The 17,415-nt window shown below is 66.8% G+C and carries 17 protein-coding genes and 1 pseudogene; 12 read left to right on the top strand and 6 right to left on the bottom strand.

The window, feature by feature from the left end; genetic code table 11:
* The first annotated feature begins 118 nt into the window (after positions 1 to 118).
* The 5 genes from AC1D3B_RS14970 to AC1D3B_RS14950 all read left to right on the top strand — a co-directional run bounded on the left by AC1D3B_RS14970 (position 119) and on the right by AC1D3B_RS14950 (position 4,239).
* Positions 119 to 883: an SDR family NAD(P)-dependent oxidoreductase gene (locus tag AC1D3B_RS14970; RefSeq protein WP_478191452.1), complete on the top strand. Its 765-nt coding sequence runs from the start codon at positions 119 to 121 to the stop codon at positions 881 to 883.
* Positions 880 to 1,767, top strand: a complete 888-nt coding sequence (locus tag AC1D3B_RS14965) for a beta-keto acid cleavage family enzyme (RefSeq protein ID WP_478191451.1) — start codon at positions 880 to 882, stop codon at positions 1,765 to 1,767. The genes AC1D3B_RS14970 and AC1D3B_RS14965 overlap by 4 nt, the downstream gene beginning before the upstream one ends.
* Positions 1,768 to 1,828: 61 nt before the next feature.
* Complete coding sequence (locus AC1D3B_RS14960) at positions 1,829 to 2,824, top strand: quinone oxidoreductase family protein (RefSeq protein ID WP_478191450.1); 996 nt, start codon at positions 1,829 to 1,831, stop codon at positions 2,822 to 2,824.
* 13 nt (positions 2,825 to 2,837) lie between these two features.
* Positions 2,838 to 3,197 (top strand): cupin domain-containing protein, encoded by a 360-nt coding sequence (locus AC1D3B_RS14955; protein WP_478191449.1) that lies wholly within the window; start codon positions 2,838 to 2,840, stop codon positions 3,195 to 3,197.
* 61 nt (positions 3,198 to 3,258) lie between these two features.
* Positions 3,259 to 4,239 (top strand): tripartite tricarboxylate transporter substrate binding protein, encoded by a 981-nt coding sequence (locus AC1D3B_RS14950; RefSeq protein WP_478191448.1) that lies wholly within the window; start codon positions 3,259 to 3,261, stop codon positions 4,237 to 4,239.
* 44 nt (positions 4,240 to 4,283) lie between these two features.
* Here the strand turns inward: AC1D3B_RS14950 and AC1D3B_RS14945 are convergent, their stop codons facing one another.
* Positions 4,284 to 5,306, bottom strand: a complete 1,023-nt coding sequence (locus AC1D3B_RS14945; protein WP_478191447.1) for a Dyp-type peroxidase — start codon at positions 5,304 to 5,306, stop codon at positions 4,284 to 4,286.
* 39 nt (positions 5,307 to 5,345) lie between these two features.
* Between AC1D3B_RS14945 and AC1D3B_RS14940 the strand changes: the two genes are divergently transcribed.
* Both AC1D3B_RS14940 and AC1D3B_RS14935 read left to right on the top strand, forming a co-directional pair.
* Entirely contained in the window at positions 5,346 to 5,714 is a 369-nt protein-coding gene (locus AC1D3B_RS14940; RefSeq protein ID WP_478191446.1) for a hypothetical protein, read from the top strand.
* A gap of 88 nt (positions 5,715 to 5,802) precedes the next feature.
* Complete coding sequence (locus tag AC1D3B_RS14935; RefSeq protein ID WP_478191445.1) at positions 5,803 to 6,267, top strand: CopD family protein; 465 nt, start codon at positions 5,803 to 5,805, stop codon at positions 6,265 to 6,267.
* Positions 6,268 to 6,280: 13 nt separating this feature from the next.
* Here AC1D3B_RS14935 and AC1D3B_RS14930 read toward each other — a convergent pair whose 3' ends face one another.
* The gene (locus tag AC1D3B_RS14930) at positions 6,281 to 7,171 is read right to left on the bottom strand and encodes a LysR family transcriptional regulator (protein ID WP_478191444.1); all 891 of its coding nucleotides are present in this window, start codon (positions 7,169 to 7,171) and stop codon (positions 6,281 to 6,283) included.
* Between the two features lie 88 nt (positions 7,172 to 7,259).
* Between AC1D3B_RS14930 and AC1D3B_RS14925 the strand changes: the two genes are divergently transcribed.
* Positions 7,260 to 7,526: a DUF1127 domain-containing protein gene (locus AC1D3B_RS14925; RefSeq protein ID WP_478191443.1), complete on the top strand. Its 267-nt coding sequence runs from the start codon at positions 7,260 to 7,262 to the stop codon at positions 7,524 to 7,526.
* Here AC1D3B_RS14925 and treF read toward each other — a convergent pair.
* The 3 genes from treF to AC1D3B_RS14910 are packed head-to-tail and all read right to left on the bottom strand — an operon-like array spanning position 7,444 to position 11,554.
* Positions 7,444 to 9,114 (bottom strand): alpha,alpha-trehalase TreF, encoded by a 1,671-nt coding sequence (treF, locus tag AC1D3B_RS14920; RefSeq protein ID WP_478191442.1) that lies wholly within the window; start codon positions 9,112 to 9,114, stop codon positions 7,444 to 7,446. The two genes, AC1D3B_RS14925 and treF, sit on opposite strands and share 83 nt — an antisense overlap.
* Positions 9,111 to 10,355, bottom strand: a complete 1,245-nt coding sequence (locus tag AC1D3B_RS14915; protein ID WP_478191441.1) for a CaiB/BaiF CoA transferase family protein — start codon at positions 10,353 to 10,355, stop codon at positions 9,111 to 9,113. The genes treF and AC1D3B_RS14915 overlap by 4 nt, the downstream gene beginning before the upstream one ends.
* Positions 10,355 to 11,554 (bottom strand): acyl-CoA dehydrogenase, encoded by a 1,200-nt coding sequence (locus tag AC1D3B_RS14910; RefSeq protein WP_478191440.1) that lies wholly within the window; start codon positions 11,552 to 11,554, stop codon positions 10,355 to 10,357. The genes AC1D3B_RS14915 and AC1D3B_RS14910 overlap by 1 nt, the downstream gene beginning before the upstream one ends.
* Before the next feature lie 182 nt (positions 11,555 to 11,736).
* On the opposite strand from AC1D3B_RS14910, the gene AC1D3B_RS14905 reads away from it, so the two are divergent.
* Positions 11,737 to 12,720: a LysR substrate-binding domain-containing protein gene (locus tag AC1D3B_RS14905; protein WP_478191439.1), complete on the top strand. Its 984-nt coding sequence runs from the start codon at positions 11,737 to 11,739 to the stop codon at positions 12,718 to 12,720.
* Between the two features lie 46 nt (positions 12,721 to 12,766).
* Here AC1D3B_RS14905 and AC1D3B_RS14900 read toward each other — a convergent pair.
* Positions 12,767 to 13,342: pseudogene (locus AC1D3B_RS14900) on the bottom strand (TetR/AcrR family transcriptional regulator); the annotation flags it as partial.
* A gap of 105 nt (positions 13,343 to 13,447) precedes the next feature.
* On the opposite strand from AC1D3B_RS14900, the gene AC1D3B_RS14895 reads away from it, so the two are divergent.
* Genes AC1D3B_RS14895 through AC1D3B_RS14885 form a run of 3 tightly spaced genes read left to right on the top strand, consistent with a single transcriptional unit; the run spans position 13,448 to position 17,411 of the window.
* Positions 13,448 to 14,479, top strand: a complete 1,032-nt coding sequence (locus AC1D3B_RS14895) for an HlyD family secretion protein (RefSeq protein ID WP_478191438.1) — start codon at positions 13,448 to 13,450, stop codon at positions 14,477 to 14,479.
* Positions 14,479 to 16,257 carry an ATP-binding cassette domain-containing protein gene (locus AC1D3B_RS14890; RefSeq protein ID WP_478191437.1) on the top strand — a complete coding sequence of 593 codons (1,779 nt, stop codon included), beginning with the start codon at positions 14,479 to 14,481 and terminating at the stop codon, positions 16,255 to 16,257. The genes AC1D3B_RS14895 and AC1D3B_RS14890 overlap by 1 nt, the downstream gene beginning before the upstream one ends.
* Before the next feature lie 2 nt (positions 16,258 to 16,259).
* Positions 16,260 to 17,411 (top strand): ABC transporter permease, encoded by a 1,152-nt coding sequence (locus tag AC1D3B_RS14885; protein ID WP_478191599.1) that lies wholly within the window; start codon positions 16,260 to 16,262, stop codon positions 17,409 to 17,411.
* Positions 17,412 to 17,415: the final 4 nt, after the last annotated feature.

The raw sequence follows: 17,415 nt of genomic DNA, 5'->3' as shown, positions 1-17,415 counted from the left end.
AGGCTTGCCCACTTCGTGTGGCCGCCAACCCCCTGCTGCTGGCGGACCGGCGGAGCCGGTTCCGCTGCAGCTCCCTGATTGCATCTTTTCCAACGCTGACTTCATTCCTGGGAACCTCATGAGCTTTGACCCCACATCCAGACTCGACGGCAAGGTCGCGGTCATTACCGGCGGCCTCGGCGCGATCGGCTACGCGACGGCTGGCCGCCTCGCCGCGCTCGGCGCGACTTGCGTGTTGCTGCATCGCAAGGCCGAAGATGCCGACGCCCGCGCCGCAGCGCTGCCGAGCGATGCCGGCCAGCACCATTGCGCGATCCGCGCCGACATCGTCGATACGCCCAGCTTGCAGCGTGCCGCTTCCGATGTGCAGGCCGCGTATGGCCGTTGCGACATCCTCGTCAACAGCGCGGGCCACACAAAGCCGGTGCCGGCTGCCGATCTCGACGCACTCACGGACGAACTCATCGACGAACTGCTGCGCGCCAACTTCCGCGGCGTGTTCGCCACCATCCGCGCTTTCGCGCCTTTGCTCAAGGCCAGCGGCGATGGGTTGGTGGTCAACATCTCCTCGATCGCCGGTTTCACCGGTGTGGGCAGCAATCTTGCCTACGTCGCCGCGAAGGCCGGGCTCGACGTCGTGGGCGATGCGCTTGCCAAGGCACTCGCGCCAGCCGTGCGCGTAGTGTCGGTATCGCCGGGCGCGGTCGAATCCGCGTTCGTGCCGGGCCGCGGCGAGGACTTCAAGGCCAAGATGGCGAACACCACGCCGCTCGGCCGGATCGGCCTGCCCGAGGACGTCGCCGCCACGGTCGAAGCGCTCGCGACCACGCTTCGCTTCGTCACCGGCACGCGCATCGTGGTGGACGGAGGGCGGCATCTGTGAACACCAAGACTCTCATCACCTGCGCGGTGACCGGCAACCTGGTGAAGCCCGAGCAGACGCCGCACCTCCCCATTACCCCGGCGCAGATCGCGGACGAATGCCTGGCCGCTGCGGAAGCCGGCGCCGGACAAGTCCACATCCACGTGCGCGACCCCGAGACCGGCCGCCCCTCGATGCAGGTCGAGCTCTACCGCGACGTGGTGGACCGCATCCGCCGTGCCAACCGCGAACTCATCATCAACCTCACCACCGGCCCGGGCGGCCGGTTCATCCCGAGTGAGGACGATCCCAAGGTCGCCGCCCCGGGCAGCACGCTGCTGCTGCCGGAGAAGCGCGTCGAGCACATCGCATTGATCAAGCCCGATGTGTGCTCGCTCGACCTGAACACGATGAACTCCGGGCCCGACGTCGTCATCAACACGCCGAAGAACGTGCGCCGCATGGCAAAGGTGATCCGCGATGCCGGCGTGAAGCCCGAGCTCGAAATCTTCGACTCCGGCGACATCCACATGGCACTGGACCTGATCGCCGACGGCACGCTCGAAGGGCCTGCGATGTGGACGCTGGTTCTGGGCGTGAAGTACGGCTTCATGGCCACGCCGCAGACCGTGCTGTACGCCCGCGACATGCTGCCGCGCGGCGCCTTCTGGAGCGCCTTCGGCATCGGGCGCATGGAATTCCCGATCGTGGCGCAGGCCTGGCTGCTCGGCGGCCATGTGCGCGTCGGCATGGAGGACAACATCTACCTGGAGAAGGGCGTGCTCGCGCAGAGCAACGCGCAGCTCGTGGCGAAGGCGCGCGACATCATCGAGAGCCTGGGCGGCGAAGTCGCCAATGCGCGCGAGGCGCGCGCGATGCTGGGACTGCGGGAGGTCCGGTCATGAGCGCCGCGCCGGACCGCTCCAAGCAAGCTCGCACCGCAGTGCGGAGCACGGAGGTTACTCAATGAGCGCGGTGATCAACGACAGCGCGCGTGCGCTGCGCGTGAGCCAGAAGGCCGCGAACCTCGACACGCTTCAGCTCGAAGCGGCGCCCCAACCTCAGCCCGTTGCGAAGCCCGGCTTCGCCGTCGTGAAGGTCGGTGCCGCCGCGGTCAATCCGAGCGACGTGAAAGCGGCGCTGGGCCTGATGCCGCAAGCCGTGTTTCCGCGCACGCCGGGGCGTGATTTCGCCGGCATCGTGATCGATGGCCCTGGCGAGTGGGTCGGTCGCGAGGTCTACGGATCGGGCGGCGACGTCGGCATCACGCGCGACGGCTCGCATGCGCGCTACCTGCTGCTTCCGGTGGCTGCCTTGCGCGACCGGCCACGCAGCATTTCCATGGACGAGGCAGGCGCCGTGGGCGTGCCCTTTGTGACCGCCTACGAAGGCTTTCGCCGCAGCGGCATGCCGCAGCCGGGCCAGACCGTGCTGGTGCTCGGCGCCAACGGCAAGGTCGGCCAGGCTGCGGTGCAACTCGCGACACAGGGCGGTGCCCGGGTGATCGCCGTGCAGCGAAGCGCCGGACCTTTCGAAGGCTTCGCGAACTCCCCCGTCGATGTGGTCGACGCCACGCAGGGCGACATCGCCGCCCGGGTGCGCGAGCTGACGAACGGACGCGGCGTGGACATCGCCTACAACACGGTCGGCAGCGCCTACTTCGAAGCCGCGAACAAGTCGATGGCCAAGGGTGCGACGCAGATCCTGATCTCGACCCAGGACCGCGCGGTGCCCTTCGACATCTTCGCGTTCTACCGCGGGATGCACACCTTTGTCGGCATCGACTCGCTCGCGATGGACTGCATCGCATCGACCGCACAGCTCGACGCCATGCGCGAGGGCTTCGAGCGCGGCACGCTGAAGCCCTTCCCCGTCGCGCGCGCCTTCGCGCTCGACGAGGCACTCGATGCGTACCGACTCGTACTGTCGGGCAGCACCGACCGCGTCGTGCTGCGTCCCTGAGGAGAAGCCAGCCATGCACGTCACCCGATTCGACGCGGCGCCCGCCTACGAGGCGCCCAACCACTTCGACATGCGCTGCCTGCGCCTGCAGGGCAAGGACGCCGGCCCTTCGACGCAGATGTGGATGGGCATCAGCCAGATCCTGCCCGGCGGCCACACCACGCTCGACGGCTCGCCGATGGAGAAGCTCTACCTCGTGCTCGAGGGCCGGCTCACCGTCGTGTCCGAACTCGACGGCCGGCCGGACGAGCAGGAACTCGGTCCCTACGACAGTTGCCGCTTCGCGCCCGGCGAGAAGCGGCAACTCGTCAATCGCACCAACCGCCCCGTTCTAGTGGCGCTGGTGATGGCGAATGCGCCCCCGCCCGCCTGAAACAGCGCGCCCCTCGCCCACGTCGTACTTCATTCCTCAACGATTCCAACGGAGACAGCCCATGAAGACATTCCTCCCCGGCCGACGCCAGCTTCTCACCGCCGCCCTCGCACTCTGTGCCTTCGCCAGTGCCCAGGCGCAGGGCGATTGGCCGCGCGGCCAGACGATCCGCGTCGTGGTTCCTTTCACGGCGGGCAGCGGCACCGACATCGTGGCGCGACTGATGGCGGAAAGACTGGGCCCGGCGCTGGGGACCAGCGTCATCATCGACAACAAGCCCGGCGCCGGCGGCACGCTGGGCGCGGCGCAGGTGGCCAAGGCACCGGCGGATGGCTACACGCTGCTCATCCACTCGGCGGGGCACTTGGTCAATCCGTCGATCTACCCGAACCTCTCCTACGACACGCTGAAGGACTTCGCGGGCGTCACGCCGCTGGCGAGCCTTCCCAATGTGCTCGTCACTCCGCCCAACCGCTTCGTCGACGAGAAGGATCTGGTCGCGCAGGTCAAGGCCAAGCCCGGCGCGTTCAACTACGGCTCGGCAGGCAACGGCTCGGCCACGCACATGAACGCGGAGGTGTTCCGCCTTGCCGCCGGCCTGCAGGCCCAGCACGTGCCGTTCAAGGGCACGCCGGAAGCCATGACGGAGGTGATGGGCGGACGCATCGACTGGTTCTTCGCGCCCATGGTGTCCGCGCTGCCGCTCATCAAGGACGGTCGACTCAAGGCGCTGGCCGTCGGCACCGGAAAGCGCTCGTCGGCGTTGCCGCAGGTGCCGACCACGGTCGAGGCCGGCGTGCCCGGTTCCGAGTACCTGTTCTGGGTCGGACTCTTCGCACCGGCCAAGACGCCAAAACCCATCGTCGACCGTCTCCAGGCCGAGGTGGCGAAGATCATGGCCGCGCCCGATCTCAAGGATCGGCTCGACAAGCTCGGCGCGGAGCCCTTCACCATGCCGTCGGCGCAGTTCGACAAGTTCCTGGTGGACGAGACCGCCAAGGCGCAGCAGGTGGTGAAGGCGGCCGGGATCAAGGTCGACTGAGGCGCCGAACCTGGCAGCGCCGGTGGGGGGGCACCCGCGCTGCCCTATAGCGCCTTGAGTCCGCTCACCGACGGCGCATAAAGATACTCACCGCCCTTGAGCGTGACGAATCCCTTGAAGAGACTGGGTACCCCGCCAGCGGCGGAACCATAGGTTGGCGGCCAGGTTTGAGCGAGCGTCGAGCTGCCTTGCCCTATGACCGGGTCGATGCCGACGCCGGAATGCGGAAAGTCGGGGGAATTCACCCACTGTGTCTGCATGAAGTGAAACTGGTTTTCAATCGACGCCTGGTAGCTCATGAACAGCAGGCCGACACCGTCGTTCGGCTTGTCGATGAACTCCTTCGAGTCAGGGTCCTGAAGCCGGCATCCATACGTGATCCCCCGCCGCGCCATCTGCACCTTCTTGTCGAACACCAAGCCTCCGGGACTGGAGCCGCGTGGATTCGATTTGCGGATATGCGCCTGGAATGGGCATCTTGCACCGGCATCGCTCGCATAGTCGAAGTCGTTCACCACAGGTACGCCGTTTTCGCTCTTGTGCAGGGTCAAAGGCGTGCCATCCTCGAAGCGTCCCACCACTTGCGCGCCCGCTCGCTCGGCGTCGGGCCCCGTCAGGCCCATCGTCACGGCCAAGGCGTCTTCGGCATGGTTGAACCCGGCCACGTTCTGTTCGAGCTTGCGGAATACGAGGAAGCTGCCGAACGACCCGCCATGCAGGGGATCGGGCAGGATGAACTGTTCAAGGGGTGAAGTGGGGTCGTACACGGCATGCGGTTCCGCGTTGAGCTCGCTCTTGAGCATCAGCGGTTGGGACCGACCATCCACGTAGCCGAAGTGCTCGATGCCTACGTCGTCACCGTTCTTGTAGGCCGACCCTTCCTGAACGAACGTCACATCGAAGCCGCTCGCAGGTTGATTCAAATCGTCGACGAGCTTGCCGACAATGCGTTCGAACGCGGTCACTTCGTGATACGCGACAAGCAGCATCACATGGACCGGCAGCGTCAGTTCGTGCTGCCACGAAGAGGTTGTGCCGCTGTCAAGCACGGCGGCATCGGCGGCCATCCCGTTCGCGAAAAGACCGAACGAAGAGAACTTCGGTCCATGACTGAGCAGATCAAGACCGGCCTTGCTGAGGAAGGCGAGTCGCACAACGCCGCCCGGCGAACGCGAGGCCTTGAACTCCTTGACCTCTTCGAGTTGCGCGAAGGCATTGGAAACCGGGAAATGATGGAGGAATTGCCGCGCCTTGGTCACATCCTTGATCGCCAGGAACATCAGCGCGACGTGTTCGCGGCCATGACCTTTCAGAATGTTGGCCTGGAGATCGAGGAGGAAGGCTTTTTCCTGATTGCTGACGACGATGTCATCGAGCGGCTTGGTGATATCTACGGGCATCACGGACTCCAGTCGGAAGTGTGGGGCTCTGATGCTAGGTATCAACGCTTCAGATCACCTCCTCAATATGAATGAACAGGAAAAGATACAGCCGGTCGGCAGTGCCGCGAGCAACGCAATTGCCCGCTTTTCTTGCCCGCTCCGTTCTGGTCTACGCTGCGGCATGTCCCTGACCATCGCCACCCTCCTCTTCCTCCACCTGCTCGCCGCCGCCTTCTGGGTCGGCGGCATGGCGCTGATGCATTTCGGCGTCCGGCCGGCTGCCGTAGCGACGCTCGAGCCGCCGATGCGATTGCCTTTCCTCGCTGCAACGCTCTCGCGCTTCTTCGTCGGCGTCTCGACCGCCATCGTCGTGCTGCTCCTGAGCGGACTGCTCATGGTGTGGATGTCGGGAGGGTTCGCGCGGGTTCACTGGAGCGTGCATGCCATGCTCGCCGTCGGCCTTCTGATGATGGCGCTGTTCCTGCACATCCGGATCGCGCCGTATCCGCGGCTTCAGCGTGCGGTCGCCGCCCGCGAATGGCCGGTCGCGGCGGCCAATCTCAACATCATCCGCAAGCTGGTCGCGGTGAACCTCGCGCTCGGCGTCCTCGTGTTCGCCTTCGCCGTCGTCGGACGAGCCCTTTGAACCTTCGCTCGCGCTAGCGCTGGCTGAATCGCTCCAGGATCTGGAGCACGCTTTCGGTGGCGCCGTCGAGCGAAGGCCGCGGCCGGTGCGCGATGCCGAGCCTGCGCGTGAGAGGCGGGCTCAGCGGCAGGATGCGCATGCGCTCGCCTACCAGATCGTCCGTTCCCGGTTGCAATGGCAGTACGGCAGCGCCGTAGCCGGCAGCCACCAGACTGCGCATCGCGGCGTCGTAGTTGAGTTCGATGCGCGCACGCGGCGCTTCGCCCGCCGCGGCGAACCATTCCATCGTGAGCCGGTACATGTGCGTGGTCGCGTCGTTGAAGATCAGCGGCTGTGCGGCCAGCCATTTCGGTGTGGCCCGCTTCGGTGCCTCCCATTTGCGGGGAACGAAGGCCTTCATCGGCTGGCTGCGCCAGCGCGTGACCACCAGGTCACGCAAGGGCGGCTGCGGCATGGCGACAAGGCCGATGTCCAGCGTGCCCGTAGCAAGCCTGGCCATCGCCTCGTACGAACCCAGGATGCTGACCTCCACGTCGATGCCGGCGTGCTGCTCTTCGAGCGCTTCGAGCACCTGTGGCAGCAGGTCGACGACCACACCGGTCGACGTGCCGAGGCGCACGCGGCCCACGCGCCCTTCGGCTTGGCGCCGCACGGCATCCACCGCGTCGTCGGCGTCGCGCAGTAGCCGACGGGCCCGCTCCACCAGCGCGGCGCCGGCTGCCGTCGGCGTGACGCGTCGGCTGCCCCGCACGACCAGCCTGGCGCCGAGCCGCGATTCGAGTTCGCTGATGTGCAGGCTGACGGTCGGTTGCGCCAGGTGCAGCGCCTGGGCGGCAGCCGAAAAGGTGCCGAGATCCACAATGGACACCAGGGTGCGGAGTTGATCGAGGTTGAGTTGTCTCATCAGGAAGACTGATCGGTGACCACAGAAATCTCAACTTCCACAATAGCACGCGAGCTTGCACCATGAGGCCCTGTTCAAGGAGCCTTCCATGCATTCGCCCAAGCCCACACTCTTCGCCGCCGTTCTGGAGAGCTTTCGTGCGGTGCGCCGCGTGCGGCAGGACCAGCGCCTGCTGCGCGCCATGAGCGAACGCGAGTTGAGCGACCTCGGTGTCGGCCGCAGCGAGATTCCAGGATTGCTAGGCGCGTTCGCGCCGGCCGGCCGCGAACTCGTCAGCGATGCTGCGGCGCCGTGGAATGCGCCACGCAGTCATGCGCGGTGTGCTGCGGCTGCCGGGCGAGCAACGCGGCCGTGACACCGTTGGTCCAGCCGAAGCCATCCTGCAGCGGGTATTCGCCGCCGCTACCGCCTTCGGTGCCCTCGTGCTCCATGTGCCGCATCGCGTACTTCTCGACCAGCTTGCCCTCGCGCTCATAGACGGCCGCCACCGTCGCGAGCCAGCGACTGGCGATCGTGACCGCGAGAGCGTCATGACCATAGTCGGCCAGGCCGCGGATAGCCATCCATTGCAGGGCTGCCCAGCCGTTGGGCTGGTCCCATTGCTGGTCGCTTCCGCATTCGGTGGTCGACAGCCCGCCGTGCGCCAGCAGCCGTCGCGACACGGTCTCCGCCAATGCCTGTGCATGCGCCGGATCCGCCACGCCCACGAAGAGCGGCGCGACGCAGGCGGCAGTCAGGCAATCGCGGAGCTCGCCCCGGCGCCAGTCGAAGTCGAAGTAGGCGTTGTGCGTCGGGCTCCAGAAGCAATCGGCGATGGCGGCCTTGCGATCGTCGGCGCGCTGCGCGAACTCCTGCGCGGCAGTGGCATCGCCGGCCTTTTCCGCGAGCACGGCAATCGTCGACTCCAGCTTGTGCAGGAAGGCGTTGAGATCCACTGGCAGGATGTCAGTGGTGCAGATGCTCGACAGCGACGGAGCCGTTCCCGCGCGAACGTGGACCTGCTTTCGCTTCCCGCTGTGCGGCGGCGGCGATCGCAGCCAGCGGGTGCTGAAGTCCCAGCCCGATTCGCAGGCCGCGCGGATATCGCGATAAAGCTCCGCAGGCTCGCGCTCGCACGATTGCGCGGTCGTCATGTCTTCGATCCACGACTCCTCGCGCGGGGTGTCGCGTTCGTCCCAGTAGCGATTGAGCATCGCGCCGCCGGGCAGGCGCACGACGCGCCGGGCCGCTTGCCCTTCCGCGAGACCATCGCTGCCCTTCATCCAGAACGCATGCTCCTTGCGCAGTTGCGGCAGGAAGTCCACGGCGTTCGCAACACCTTGCTGTTGCGCCAGCTCGACCATCAGCGCGAACACCGGGGGCTGCGAGCGGCTCAGGTAGTAGATGCGCGTCCCGTTCGGCACGTGCCCGTAAGTGTCGATGAGGTAGGCGAAGTTCTCCAGCATGTCACGCATGAGCTGCACGTGATCTCCGCCGCTCAGGCCCAGCAGGGTGAAGTACGAGTCCCAGTAGTAGAGCTCGCGAAAGCGCCCGCCCGGCACGATGTATGGATGCGGCAGTTGCAGCAGGGACGACTGTTCCGGATGGTCTTGCGGATAGCGCGTAAGCACGTTCCACAGATCGTCGATATGCGCGGCGATGGGCTGTCCGGGCACCGACACGTAGTCGGAAGGTGCCTGGTCGATCACATCGAAATGCGCATGCACGAAGGCCGCGAGATCGAAGCCGGGCTGCGGCGATTGAGCACGGTAGGCCGCGAGGATGTCGGCCGGATCGAAGCGCGGCGCGCAGTCGACGAAGCTCTTGCTGTCTGCGAAGACGTGGTTGGACTGGACCGCCACGAAGAGCTCTTCGTAGCGGTCGGCCGGCGTCAGCGTGTCGGGTGCAGGCGCGGCGGCGGCGCGCGTCGAGCGCTGCGTGCCGGCCGTGCCCGCGTGGCTCACACCACGCCTGCCCCGCGCAACGCAGCGCGGCGTTTCTCGTCGATGCCCAGTTCGGCCAGCACCTCGTCGGTGTGCTGCCCCAACGCGGGCGGCGCATGGCGCAGCACCGGCGGCGTGCCTTTCAGGCGCAGGGGGCTCGCAACGCCGACGATCTGCGCGATGCCGTCGCCCGCATCGCGCGGCAGGCTCACGGCGAGGCCACGCGCCTTCACCTGGTCGTCGTCGAAAGCCTGCGCGATGTCGTTGATCGGGCCGCAGGGCACGGCCTTGTCCTCGAGCAGGGCGATCCACTCGGCGGTGGTGCGGGTGCGGGTCACGACTTCCATCTGCGGGATCAGCACCTCGCGATGCTTCACCCGGAGCGTGTTGGTCGCAAAGCGTGGATCGCTCGCCCATTCCGCATGGCCGGCCGCTTCGCAGAAGCGCGTGAACTGGCCGTTGTTGCCGATGGCCAGCAGCATCGCGCCGTCCTTGGTGCGGAAGTCCTGGTACGGCGCGAGACTTGGATGGCTGTTGCCCTGCCGCTGCGGCGCCACGCCGGTGTTGAGGAAGGCACTCGCCTGGTTCGCAAGGATCGCCATGCCGACGTCGAGCAGCGCCATGTCGATGTGCTGGCCCTCGCCGGTGCGGTGGCGGACTTCGAGCGCCGCGAGGATCGCGGTGCTCGCGTAGACGCCGGTGAACAGGTCGGTGAGCGCCACGCCCACGCGCAGCGGCCCGCCGCCCGGCGCTTCATCGGGACGGCCGGTGATGCTCATCATGCCGCTCGTGGCCTGGATCATCAGGTCGTAGCCGGCGCGCGAGGCATGCGGGCCGTCATGGCCGAATCCCGTCACGCTGCAATAGACGAGGCGCGGGTTCAGCGCGCTGAGGCTGTCGTAGTCCAGCCCGTACTGCCTGAGGCCGCCCGTCTTGAAGTTCTCGACCACGATGTCGCTCTGCGCGGCCATCTGCTTCAGCAAGGCTTGCCCGTCGGGCGTCGCCATGTCGATGGTGACCGAGCGCTTGTTGCGGTTGCAGGCGGTGAAGTAGGTCGCCTGGTTGGTGTCCCTGCCTTCCGCATCCTTCAGGAAGGGCGGGCCCCAGGTGCGCGTGTCATCACCGACGCCAGGGCGTTCGATCTTGACGACGTCCGCGCCCAGGTCCGCAAGGATCTGCGTACACCACGGACCCGCGAGCACGCGGGAGAGGTCCAGGACCTTGATGCCCGCGAGGGCACCTTGCGCGGCGGGGGTGGACATCAGTTCGCGAACGCGGCGATGCCGGTCTGGGCGCGGCCCAGGATGAGCGCGTGAATGTCGTGCGTACCTTCATAGGTGTTCACGACTTCCAGGTTGACCAGGTGACGCGCCACGCCGAACTCGTCGCTGATGCCGTTACCGCCCATCATGTCGCGGGCCAGGCGTGCGATGTCCAGGGCCTTGCCGCAGGAATTGCGCTTCAGCAGCGAGGTCACTTCGACCGACGCCGTGCCCTCGTCCTTCATGCGGCCGAGACGCAGGCAGCCTTGCAGGCCCAGCGTGATCTCGGTCTGCATGTCGGCCAGCTTCTTCTGGATGAGCTGGTTGGCGGCGAGCGGGCGACCGAACTGCTTGCGATCCAGCGTGTACTGGCGTGCGCGGTGCCAGCAGTCTTCGGCGGCGCCGAGTGCGCCCCAGGAGATGCCGTAGCGGGCGCTGTTGAGGCAGGTGAACGGACCCTTGAGGCCTCGAACTTCAGGGAAGGCGTTCTCTTCGGGGCAGAACACGTTGTCCATCACGATCTCGCCGGTGATCGAGGCGCGCAGGCCCACCTTGCCGTGGATGGCGGGGGCGCTCAGGCCCTTCGCGCCCTTCTCGAGCACGAAGCCGCGGATCGGGCCGACGGCGCCGCTCTCGCTGACTTCCTTGGCCCACACGACGAAGACGTCGGCGATCGGGCTGTTGCTGATCCACATCTTCGCGCCGGTGAGCGAATAGCCGCCGGGCACCTTCCTGGCGCGCGTGACCATGCTGCCGGGGTCGGAACCGTGGTCGGGCTCGGTGAGGCCGAAGCAGCCGATCCATTCGCCGGTGGCAAGCTTGGGCAGGTACTTCTGCTTCTGCGCTTCGGAGCCGAATTCGTAGATCGGCACCATCACGAGCGAGCTCTGCACGCTGGCCATCGAGCGGTAGCCCGAATCCACGCGCTCGACTTCGCGGGCGATCAGGCCGTAGCAGACGTAGTTGAGGCCGGGGCCGCCGTATTGCTCGGGGATGGTCGGGCCGAGCAGGCCGAGGGCGCCCATCTCGCGGAAGATGGCCGGATCGGTTTCGCCGTTGCGGAAACCCTCGATCACGCGCGGGGCGAGGCGCTCCTGGCAGTAGGCGTTGGCGGCGTCGCGCACCATGCGCTCGTCGTCGGTGAGCATCTGGTCGAGGAGAAGAGGGTCGTCCCAATGAAATGCGGCGTGCTTGGCCATGTGATGTCTCCGGGGTGGAAGTTCTGAAGTGCTGAGGCTGGCCGAGATCGTAAGCGCGCGGGGTGACGAGCGCAAACGATGATTCGACACCCAGTTATGCGTTCTGCTCACTTCAAAGCACAATCGCACTCTGTCGTTCCATAGGTGAACTTCGACCCTCAACTATGTAGGCACCGCATACCATGCGCCGAAAGATCCCTTCCACGCAGGCCCTGATCTGTTTCGAGGCCGCCGCGCGCCATGAGAGCTACACGCGCGCCGCACAGGAACTGGCACTGACGCAGAGCGCCGTGTCGCGCCAGATCACCGCGCTGGAAGCCTTCCTCGGCATGGCGCTGTTCCGTCGGACACGGCACGGCGTCGCGCTGACGCCGGCCGGCGCAGACTACGCGCGCCAGATCGCGCGGCAGCTCGACACCATGGAGCGCGACACGCTCGATGCGATGGCGCGGCAGGGCCAGGGCGGTTCGCTCCAGCTTGCGGCGGTGCCGACGTTCGCGACACGCTGGCTGATTCCGCGTCTGCCGGATTTCGCGGCAAGGCATCCGGACATCACGGTGCACATCGAGACGCGCACGCGACCGTTCCTGTTCAACGACACGCCTTTCGACGCCGCGATCTACGCCGGTACGGCCGCGCAGACGGCCAATTGGGCCGGCACGCAGTCCACCGTGCTGCTCAATGAGGATGTCGTACCGGTTTGCAGCCCGGCGCTTCTCAGCGGGCGCAAGCCGCTGTCGCCGGCGGCGGTGGCGCGGATGCCGTTGCTGCAGCAAAGCACGCGTCCCGACGGCTGGCGGCAGTGGTTCGATGCGCAGCGCGTGGATTCATCGCGCGCGCACAGCGGGCCGCGCTACGAGCTGTTCTCGATGCTGGCGATCGCCGCGGCGCACGGACTTGGCGTGGCCTTGATGCCGGGCATGCTGATCCAGGCGGAGCTCGCGCGGGGCGAACTCGTCATCGCCTGCGATCGGCCATTGCATGGTGAGCGGAGCTATTTCCTGGTGACGCCCGTCACACACGACGAGCGCCCGGCGCTCACGCTTTTTCGCGCCTGGCTTCTCGCGCAGGCGGGCGTACCAGCTTCTTCTCGGTCTTCTGCGTCTTCCCCTTCGGCCGCTGCGCGCGCGCCATCGCGTCCAGTCCCGCCATCACGTAGCACATGAGTTCGTCCGCGAGGCCGACGCTGTCTCTCGCGATGGCCGGCAGCAGCTTCGCGGGCACCTCCCTCGGCACGACCATGATCGCCAGGCAAGGCAGCAAGGCGAACACCAGCCCGCGCTGGACGGTCGGATGCTCAGGCGGCAGCCCCATGTAGCTGCTGACCATCTCGCGCATGAACTGCGACTTGGGACGAATCGCCTTTTCGACCAACACCGGCATTGCTGCAGAAGGCGTCATGATTTCGCGCAGCACGATCCGGAACCCCCACGGCCCCGCGGCGCGCAACGACAGATTGACGAGATGCGACAGCACCGTGCGCAGCCTTTGCGACGGATCGTCGATGCCCGCCGCGAGCGCCGCCAGGTCCTCGAGGCCCATCAGTTGTCGATGGGCAGCAAGGAGCACGGCCTCGTACAGGCCTTCCTTGCTGCCGAAGTGGTAGTTGACCGAAGCGAGCGGCACACCGGCACGTTCGCAGATTTCCTTGCTCGTGGTCTCGGCAAAGCCGCGCTCGGCAAACACCTGCCCGGCGGTTTCGAGCAGATGCTGGCGCGTCGCGTCACCATCCGGACGCTGCCCGCGTTTCACGGGCGCTGATGATTTCCTCTTGGCAGACGCTGGCATTTGGATAACCCTGGATACAACCCTGTAGTTTGAATTTGAATTCAAATTTAATATGATCAGTCTACTTCATCGACAACGCACCGTCATCCGGTTGCAAGAGGGACCATGAACAAGAAGCCGATCCTCGTGGGTGCCATCGTTCTCCTGGCAGGTGTCGCTTTCGCGGCGTGGTACTTCAACCGGCCTTCCACCGATCCGCACAGCCTGGTGCTCTACGGCAACGTCGACCTGCGGCAAGTGTCGCTCGCGTTCAATGGCAGCGAGCGCATCGACAAGCTCAACGTGCAGGAGGGCGACCAAGTCAAGGCCGGCCAGGTGCTAGGCGAGCTGGACACCCGCACGTTGCAATTGCAACTCGCGCAGTCCGAGGCGCAGATCGCCGTGCAGACGCAGGCGCTGCAGCGCCTGAAGAGCGGCAGCCGCCCCGAGGAAATCGCCCAGTCCCGCGCACAGGTCGCGGCCGCCGCGGCGGATGCCGAACTGGCACGCCAGCAACTGGAGCGGCTGCAATCCATTCGACAGACCACCGTGGGCCGCGCCGTCAGCCAGCAGGACCTCGATGCCGCGCAAGCCCGTCACAAGGTCGCACTGGCGCAACTCGAGAACGCCCGCAAGGCGCAGCAGCTCGTGGTGACGGGGCCCCGCAAGGAGGACATCGCGCAGGCACAGGCGCAACTCGAGGTCGCGGTCGCGGCGCTCGGCGTGCTCAGGCACCAGTTGCAGGAGGCGCAGCTCAAGGCGCCCATCAATGCCGTGGTTCGCGCGCGGCTGATGGAGCCGGGCGACATGGCTTCGCCGCAGCGGCCGGTGTTCACGCTGGCGATCACCGATCCCAAGTGGGTGCGCGCCTACGTGACCGAAGCCGACCTCGGCCGCGTCAAGCCCGGCATGGCCGCGACGCTGACGACCGACAGCCATCCGGGCCAACCGCTGCAGGGCAAGGTCGGCTTCATCTCCTCGGTTGCCGAGTTCACGCCCAAGACCGTGCAGACGGAAGAACTGCGCAGCAGCCTGGTCTACGAGATCCGCGTACTGGCCGACGATCCGGAAGACCGGCTGCGCCTCGGCATGCCCGCGACGGTGCGACTCGCGCTCGATGGCAACGGAAGCGGGACGACTGCGGGGAGCAAGCCCTGATGGACACCCCCGCGCCAGCGCTGGCGGGCCGCGGCCTGCACAAGCGCTTCCAGGTCAAGGGCGTGGCGGACCCGGTTCGAGCGCTCGACGACGTATCGCTCGAAGTGCCTGCCGGAAAGCTCACCGCGCTGGTCGGCCCCGACGGCGCCGGCAAGACCACGCTGCTGCGCCTGGCCGCCGGCCTGATGCGCGCCGACGAGGGATCGCTGCAGGTGCTCGGCATCGACGTCGCCAGGCATCCCCAGTCCGTGCAGGATCGCATCAGCTACATGCCGCAGCGCTTCGGGCTCTATGAGGACCTGAGCGTGCAGGAGAACCTCGATCTCTATGCCGACCTGCATGGCGTAAGCAAGGCCGAGCGGCACGAGCGCTATGCGCGCCTGATGGAGATGACCGATCTCGGCCGCTTCACCTCGCGCCCTGCCGGCAAGCTCTCCGGCGGCATGAAGCAGAAGCTGGGCCTGGCCTGCACGCTGGTGCGCTCGCCCGCGCTGCTCCTGCTCGACGAGCCGACGGTCGGCGTCGATCCGCTCTCGAGGCGCGAGCTTTGGGAGATCGTGCAGCAGCTCGTCGACGACGAGCATCTGTCGGTCATCGTCAGCACCGCTTACCTGGACGAAGCCGAGCGTTGCGCACAGGTCTTCGTGCTGCGTGGCGGCAAGCTGATCGCGCAAGGCGCGCCCGGCGAGATCCGCGACAACGCAAAGGATCTCTGCTTCGTCACGACACCACCGCAAGGCGTCGCGCCGCGCACCTTGCAGGCGCACCTGCTCGATGCAGGCGCGACGATCATCGATGCGGTGCCGCAGGGCGGGGAGGTGCGCTTCATCCGCCGACCCGACGCGGACGCCGCCGCAGTGGATGCGCTGCTCGACGGCGCGCCCGTTGAGCCGGTGCCGGCGCGCCTGGAAGACGGCTTCATGGTGCTCCTGCGCGCCCAGCAGGCCTCTGTTGCTGCGCACCCGCCGCCCGAAGTCGTCCCGGCCGGCGCCGACAACGAGGAGGTCGTCATCCAGGTCAAGGATCTCGTGCGCAAGTTCGGCGACTTCACTGCCGTCGCGAGCATGAGCTTCGACGTGCGCCGCGGCGAAATCTTCGGCCTGCTCGGCCCCAATGGCGCAGGCAAGACCACCACCTTCCGCATGCTCTGTGGACTGCTGCCGGCCAGCAGCGGCTTCCTGCAGGTTGCAGGCGTCAACCTGCGGACCGCGCGCGCACAGGCACGCGCCCGCATCGGCTACGTCTCGCAGAAGTTCGCGCTCTATGGCAATCTGTCTGTCGCCGAGAACCTGCAGTTCTTCGGCGGCGCGTACGGCCTGCGCGGACAGCATCTTCGCGACCGCATGCAGACGGTGCTGCAGCAGTTCGACCTGCTCGGCCAGGAGAATGCCACCAGCGGCCAGTTGCCCGGCGGCTTCAAGCAGCGGCTCGCGATGGCGACCGGCCTTCTGCACGAGCCCGAGATCCTGTTCCTCGACGAACCCACGAGCGGCACCGACCCATTGGCCCGGCGCGAGTTCTGGCGTCGCATCACGGCGCTGGCCGAGGCGGGCGTGACGGTGATCATCACCACGCACTTCATGGAAGAGGCGGAGTACTGCGACCGCATCGTGATCCAGGACGCCGGCAAGTTGCTTGCCATCGGCACGCCGCAGCAGGTGCGCGTGCAGGCCGGCAGCGCGCCGGACGGCCGTCTCAGCATGGAAGAGGCCTTCATCGACATCGTCACGCAGGCACGCGATACCGCCCGCGCGCCCACGGCCGGAGCAAGCGCATGAACATGCCCACGCAGGCCGGCGCGACGCAGAGCCGCTTCTGGCCGCGGCTGATCGCGCTCACGCGCAAGGAGACGCGGCAACTGCTGCGCGATCCGAGCAGCCTCGCGATCGGCATCCTGCTGCCGATCATCCTGATCCTGATCTTCGGCTACGGGCTCTCGCTCGACGTGAAGAGCGCGCCGATGGCCGTCGTGCTCGAAGACACCTCGCCCACCGCGGTGCAGGCGGTCTCGGGCCTGCAGCTCACGCCCTACATCTCGCCCGTCATGCTGACTTCGATGCGCGAAGCCGAAGTGCTGATGCACGAGCGCAAAGTCGACGGCATCGTGCGCGTGCCCAGCGACTTCTCGCGCCGGCTCGCGGCCGGCGACGCACGCATCCAGGTGATCGTGCACGGCGCGGATGCGAACAAGGCCGCCATCGTGCTGCGCTACGCAAGCGGCGCGCTCGCCCAGTACCCGCTGCGCTTGGCCGACGAGGGCGGCCGCAGCACGGCGCCCGGCATTGGCTCGGTCGCCATCGAACAGCGGCTGTGGTTCAACAGCGCCAATACCAGCACGTGGTATCTCGTACCGGGACTGATCGTGCTCATCATGACGCTGGTCGGCGCATTTCTCACCGCGCTCGTGATGGCGCGCGAATGGGAGCGCGGCACACTGGAGGCGCTGTTCGTCACGCCGGTGCGGCCGGTGGAGATCCTGCTGGCGAAGATCATTCCGTACTTCGGCATCGGCATGGTCGGACTGCTGCTGTGCCTGGTCGCCGCGCGCTTCCTGTTCGAGGTGCCCATGTACGGATCGCTCGCCGCCATCGTCGTCAGCGCGATGCTGTACCTGCTCGTCGCGGTAGGCGTGGGTCTCGTCATCTCGTCGGTCACGCGCAACCAGTTTCTCGCGAGCCAGGTCGCACTGATCTCCAGCTTCCTGCCGTCGCTGATGCTGTCGGGCTTTCTCTTCGACCTGCGCAATGTGCCGACGGTCGTCCGCATCGTGGGCCAGGCACTCCCGGCGACGTATTTCATGGAACTGGTGCGGACGCTCTTCCTCGCCGGCAACGTGTGGCCGCTCATCTTCAGGAACTGCGCGATCCTGATTGTCTACGCGGTGGTGCTCTTGGGCGTCGCGCGCGTCGTGACTCGCAAGCAGCTGGATTGAAGAC

This window comes from Variovorax sp. P5_A3, from assembly GCF_056400665.1.
This window is presented reverse-complemented; position numbering and strand designations above follow the sequence as displayed.